Genomic DNA, 6,197 nt, shown 5'->3' on the forward strand with positions numbered 1-6,197 from the left:
CGGCGTTTCTTTTTGCCGGTCCGACCATCAGCGGCGGGCGGTTTCCTTCAGAGGAATCTTGGGCGCCCACTCCAGCCACTCGTCGTTGGCCGAATCGAACAGGGCGAAGGTCTGCCCCGGCTTGGCCGGTTCACCCATCTGCGCATTGTTCGGGGTGGCGAAGGCAATGCCGCCCTCCATCAGCGCCTCCATCGACTCGGTGCGCAGCGACAGGCCCTTGAACAGACTGGCGTCGACGCCGAAGCCGCTGGCATTCCAGAAGCGGCTGCCGGTACGCACCAGCGGGACGTAGCGCGGCTCGATGAGGATGTCGATCAGCACCCGGTCGGCTTGCTGGCCGAGGGCGAGGTCGATCACCTTACCCACCGGTATCTGCCGGTAGGTCACCAGGTTGCCCGGCTTGATCGAGCCCTTGCGCGGCGCGCTGAGGGTCAACCGCAGGCCGCTTTCCCGGCCCAGCAGGTTGGGCGCTTCGGCGAGGGTCTGGAAGCGTGCCTGGCGCTCGCCCGGCGTGCTCGACGGCAGCGCCTCGATATAGGGGCCGCTGACCAGGGTACCGAGGTTCTCGGTACGCAACAGGCCGAGCGCCGGACGCACCACCCAGAAGCGGGTTCCGCTGCGGGCGACGCGCTCGCCGGCGGAAGTCAGGCGAGCCTTCATCAGCACCCCGGAGAGGTCCGGATTCAGCTCGACGCTTTCGATCTTGCCGATGTCCAGGCCCTTGAAGCGGATCGGCGTGCCTTCATGCAGGCCGTCGGCGTTGTCGATGCTCAACTGGATCTCCACGCCACGGGCCATGGCCGCCTCCTCGCTGTCGAAGAGAGTGAAGCGGCGCACCCTGGTCACGGTCGGCGCCTTCGGATCCAGGGTGTCGAAGGAAATCCCCCGGTGATCAGGGTCTGCAGCGACTCGCTCTTCACCTGCACGCCACTTAGGTTGCCGGTCAGGGTGATCCCGCTGGAGTTCCAGAAGCGCGTCGAGGTGTTCACCAGGTGTGCGTACTCCGGCTCGATGTGCACGCCCACCACCACCCGCTGGCGGTCACGCGAGAGCTGGTAGCTCTGCACGCTGCCGACGCGGACCTGGCGGTAGAGGATCGGCGCGCCGATATCGATCGAGCCGAGCTTGTCGCTGGTCAGCACCAGGTGCAGGCCGGGCGCGTCGGTGTTCAGCGGCGGCGCTTTCGGGCGGATGGTGAACTCACGGCTCGGCGCACCGCTCTTGGCGAAGCGCACATCGATGTAGTTGCCTTTGACCAGAGCTTCGAGACCGGTTATCCCGGCCAGCGAGATGCTCGGCTTGACGGTCCAGAACTCGGTGCCTTCGAGCAGCATGTCCTCGACCCGCGGATCCATCGCCAGGTCGGCGGTGGCGCTGCTGTAGTCCTTGCCCATGTCGATCGACTTGACCAGGCCGACCTGCACGCCGTTGAACATCACCGGCGTGCGACCCGGATCGATGCCGCTGACGTCGTTCATCTTCAGCTTCACGCGCAGACCGGCCTGGGCCGCGTCGTAGTCATCGTACAGGCGGAACGGCTTGCTCGGATCGGTGGGCGGGCTATCGGCACGGTTCTCCGGAGTGGAGAAGGCGATACCGCCGGCAACCAGGGTCAGCAGCGACTCGCTGTGCACCTTGAAGCCGGACAGGCCGCCGGAAATGGAGATGCCGCTGGCGTTCCAGAATCGCGTGTGCTTGCGCACAAGGTCGGCGTAGGCCGGCTCGATATGCACCTTGATCTCGATGGTGCGCTGGTCGTCGCCGAGCTGGAAGCTCTTCACCTGGCCGACCTGGATCTGCCGGTAGAACACCGGGCTGCCCTGCTCCAGGGAGCCCAGGCGATCGGCCTTGAGGGTCAGGTGCAGGCCGGGCAGCTTGTCGGAAAGGGGTGGCGGCTCCTTCAACGCGGTGAAGTAGCGTTCTTCCTTCTCGCCCTTCACCGGATCGACCGCGATGTAGACGCCGGATACCAGGGTTTCCAGGCCGGTGACGCCAGCCAGGGAAACGCGCGGCTTGACCAGCCAGAAGCGGGTGTCCTTGCTCAGGTATTCCTGGGCTTCCTTCTTGATCTCGATGGTCGCGACCACACCCTTGATGTCCTTGCTGACATGCAGGTCGGTCACCTTGCCCACCGAGATGCCCTTGTACAGCACCTCGGTCTTGTTGGCCTGGATCCCGTCGCCGCTCTCGAAGCGGACCTGGATGTCCACCCCGGCCTGGTCGAAGGCACGCCAGGCCAGCCAGGCGCCGATCGCCAGGGCCACCAGCGGCAGCACCCAGATCGCCGACCAGTTCGAGGTCTTGTGTTTCTTCGGACTTGGCAGATCAGTCATTCTCGTCATCCAGATTGGTATTGTCCCAGATCAGCCGGGGATCGAAAGTCACGGCGGCCAGCATGGTGAGTACCACCACGCTGGCGAAGGCGGCGGCGCCGAGGTTGGCCTCGATGCTCGCCAGGTTGCCGAAGTTCACCAGCGCCACGAGGATGGCGATGACGAAGATATCGAGCATCGACCAGCGCCCGATCCACTCGATGAAACGGTACATCAGGATCCGTTGGCGTGCCGACATCGGCTGGTGCCGCTGCACCGAGTAGAGGAGCAGGGCGATGCCCACCAGCTTGAAGGTCGGCACCAGGATGCTGGCGACGAACACCACCATGGCGATCGGGAACATGTCGGCGTGCACCAGTTCGACCACGCCCTCCATGATGGTGGCGGGCATCCCGCTGCCGAAGAGGTTGACCGTCATGATCGGCAGCAGGTTGGCGGGGATGTAGAGGATCGCCGCGGTGATCAGCAACGCCCAGGTCCGCGTCAGGCTGTTCGGGCGCCGGGCGTGCAGCGTCGCGCCGCAGCGGCTGCAGCGTGGGTGTTCGCTCGCGTCGGCACGATTCAACTGGTGGCATTCGCCGCACACCAGGATCCCGGCATCAAGGGCGCGCATCGTCGTCCTCGCCTCCCAGCGCTTCCCACACCTGGTGCGGCGACATGGTGACCTCCAGCCAGACCTGGGTGAACAGCAGTGCCACGAAGCAGGCCAGGCCGATACCCAGGCTGAGGTCGGCCATGTCGACCAGCTTGACGATGGATACCAGAATGCCCATGAGATAGACCTCCAGCATCCCCCATTCGCGCAAGTGGTGATAGCCGCGATAGAGCAGCATGCCGGTATGCCGGGCAATGCCGAAGCGCACGCTGATCATCACCAGCAGTTGGCAGAGCAGCTTGATCAGCGGAATCACCATGCTGCACAGGAATACCAGGATGGCGACGCCCTGCATGCCGCTGTCATAGAGACCGAGGACACCCGTCCAGACCGTGTCGCTGCGGGTCTGGCCGAGCAGGCTGAGATTCATGATCGGCAGGAAGTTGGCCGGGATATAAAGGAAGAGCGCCGTCAGAACCAGTGCGAAGCAACGGCGTTTCCATTGATGGCGATGGGCAGCCAGTTCGAAGCCGCAACGTGGGCAATTGGCCTTCTCGCCCGGACCGAGAGGCTCCCGGCGCATCAACAGGTCGCACTCGTGGCAGGCGACCAGTTCTTCCAGGGGAAGATCCTGCAGGCCACGGACATCGGTATCGGACATGAATGAGCTCGGCTGGATTTGTCGGCTATTGTAGACGAGCGCACCGTGCAAATCGCGCCCCTGAAGGCCTCGGAAGTACGCCGCCCGGCAGCTCTCGAAGTTTTTCGATTATCCTCCGCGGCGCCGCTCGCCTGCCACTTTTCCGCGCGCCAAAGCAAAACCCCCGGCCATTGCTGGCCAGGGGTTTTGGGATAGGAGCTTGACGATGACCTACTCTCACATGGGGAGACCCCACACTACCATCGGCGATGCGTCGTTTCACTTCTGAGTTCGGGAAGGGATCAGGTGGTTCCAACGCTCTATGATCGTCAAGCAATTCGGTTGGATATCCGTTTGCTTGTGCTTACGTCTATCCGGATTCAGGTATGTGATTTCAAGGTGTTTGCGGTTCATGCGAACTTTCGGTTCGTCGACTTCACCTTACAACACACAATCGTCAGATTGTTTGGGTGTTATATGGTCAAGCCTCACGGGCAATTAGTACTGGTTAGCTCAACGCCTCACAACGCTTACACACCCAGCCTATCAACGTCGTAGTCTTCGACGGCCCTTCAGGGGAATCAAGTTCCCAGTGAGATCTCATCTTGAGGCAAGTTTCCCGCTTAGATGCTTTCAGCGGTTATCTTTTCCGAACATAGCTACCCGGCAATGCCACTGGCGTGACAACCGGAACACCAGAGGTTCGTCCACTCCGGTCCTCTCGTACTAGGAGCAGCCCCTCTCAAATCTCAAACGTCCACGGCAGATAGGGACCGAACTGTCTCACGACGTTCTAAACCCAGCTCGCGTACCACTTTAAATGGCGAACAGCCATACCCTTGGGACCGGCTTCAGCCCCAGGATGTGATGAGCCGACATCGAGGTGCCAAACACCGCCGTCGATATGAACTCTTGGGCGGTATCAGCCTGTTATCCCCGGAGTACCTTTTATCCGTTGAGCGATGGCCCTTCCATACAGAACCACCGGATCACTAAGACCTACTTTCGTACCTGCTCGACGTGTCTGTCTCGCAGTCAAGCGCGCTTTTGCCTTTATACTCTGCGACCGATTTCCGACCGGTCTGAGCGCACCTTCGTACTCCTCCGTTACTCTTTAGGAGGAGACCGCCCCAGTCAAACTGCCCACCATACACTGTCCTCGATCCGGATCACGGACCAGAGTTAGAACCTCAAGCATGCCAGGGTGGTATTTCAAGGATGGCTCCACGCGAACTGGCGTCCACGCTTCAAAGCCTCCCACCTATCCTACACAAGCAGGCTCAAAGTCCAGTGCAAAGCTACAGTAAAGGTTCACGGGGTCTTTCCGTCTAGCCGCGGATACACTGCATCTTCACAGCGATTTCAATTTCACTGAGTCTCGGGTGGAGACAGCGCCGCCATCGTTACGCCATTCGTGCAGGTCGGAACTTACCCGACAAGGAATTTCGCTACCTTAGGACCGTTATAGTTACGGCCGCCGTTTACCGGGGCTTCGATCAAGAGCTTCGCTTGCGCTAACCCCATCAATTAACCTTCCGGCACCGGGCAGGCGTCACACCCTATACGTCCACTTTCGTGTTTGCAGAGTGCTGTGTTTTTAATAAACAGTCGCAGCGGCCTGGTATCTTCGACCAGCCAGAGCTTACGGAGTAAATCCTTCACCCTAGCCGGCGCACCTTCTCCCGAAGTTACGGTGCCATTTTGCCTAGTTCCTTCACCCGAGTTCTCTCAAGCGCCTTGGTATTCTCTACCCGACCACCTGTGTCGGTTTGGGGTACGGTTCCTGGTTACCTGAAGCTTAGAAGCTTTTCTTGGAAGCATGGCATCAACCACTTCGTCATCTAAAAGACGACTCGTCATCAGCTCTCGGCCTTGAAACCCCGGATTTACCTAAGATTTCAGCCTACCACCTTAAACTTGGACAACCAACGCCAAGCTGGCCTAGCCTTCTCCGTCCCTCCATCGCAGTAACCAGAAGTACAGGAATATTAACCTGTTTCCCATCGACTACGCTTTTCAGCCTCGCCTTAGGAACCGACTAACCCTGCGTCGATTAACGTTGCGCAGGAACCCTTGGTCTTTCGGCGTGGGTGTTTTTCACACCCATTGTCGTTACTCATGTCAGCATTCGCACTTCTGATACCTCCAGCAAGCTTCTCAACTCACCTTCACAGGCTTACAGAACGCTCCTCTACCGCGTCACTTACGTGACACCCGCAGCTTCGGTGTGTGGTTTGAGCCCCGTTACATCTTCCGCGCAGGCCGACTCGACTAGTGAGCTATTACGCTTTCTTTAAAGGATGGCTGCTTCTAAGCCAACCTCCTAGCTGTCTAAGCCTTCCCACATCGTTTACCACTTAACCACAACTTTGGGACCTTAGCTGGCGGTCTGGGTTGTTTCCCTTTTCACGACGGACGTTAGCACCCGCCGTGTGTCTCCCATGCTCGGCACTTCTGGGTATTCGGAGTTTGCATCGGTTTGGTAAGTCGGGATGACCCCCTAGCCGAAACAGTGCTCTACCCCCCAGAGTGATACATGAGGCGCTACCTAAATAGCTTTCGAGGAGAACCAGCTATCTCCGAGCTTGATTAGCCTTTCACTCCGATCCACAAGTCATCCCCTACCTTT

General features: G+C 59.9%; 2 protein-coding genes, 2 rRNA genes and 1 pseudogene (1 of these 5 cut by a window edge). All 5 read right to left on the reverse strand.

Annotated features, from left to right (window positions below):
• Window positions 1–27: 27 nt before the first annotated feature.
• Window positions 28–2,333 (reverse strand): annotated as a pseudogene (locus B7D75_RS24270) (MlaD family protein).
• On the reverse strand, window positions 2,326–2,946 hold the full coding sequence (locus B7D75_RS24275; protein ID WP_003157300.1) for a paraquat-inducible protein A: 621 nt from the start codon (window positions 2,944–2,946) through the stop codon (window positions 2,326–2,328). The pseudogene B7D75_RS24270 and the gene B7D75_RS24275 overlap by 8 nt, the downstream one beginning before the upstream one ends.
• Complete coding sequence (locus B7D75_RS24280; protein ID WP_079262211.1) at window positions 2,933–3,640, reverse strand: paraquat-inducible protein A; 708 nt, start codon at window positions 3,638–3,640, stop codon at window positions 2,933–2,935. Before B7D75_RS24280 ends, B7D75_RS24275 begins: the two co-directional genes overlap by 14 nt.
• Window positions 3,641–3,786: 146 nt before the next feature.
• Window positions 3,787–3,902: ribosomal RNA gene (gene rrf / locus B7D75_RS24285) — 5S ribosomal RNA — on the reverse strand.
• 143 nt (window positions 3,903–4,045) lie between these two features.
• Window positions 4,046–6,197 (reverse strand): 23S ribosomal RNA (locus B7D75_RS24290) (it continues 739 nt past the right edge of the window).

Origin of the sequence: Pseudomonas paraeruginosa, from assembly GCF_003025345.2 — a bacterium.
In the GTDB taxonomy this organism is placed as follows: domain Bacteria; phylum Pseudomonadota; class Gammaproteobacteria; order Pseudomonadales; family Pseudomonadaceae; genus Pseudomonas; species Pseudomonas paraeruginosa.

Excerpts from the sequence above, each read along its gene's own strand:
- B7D75_RS24275 (WP_003157300.1), bottom strand. The coding sequence starts at position 2,946 with ATGCGCGCCCTTGATGCCGGGATCCTGGTGTGCGGCGAATGCCACCAG.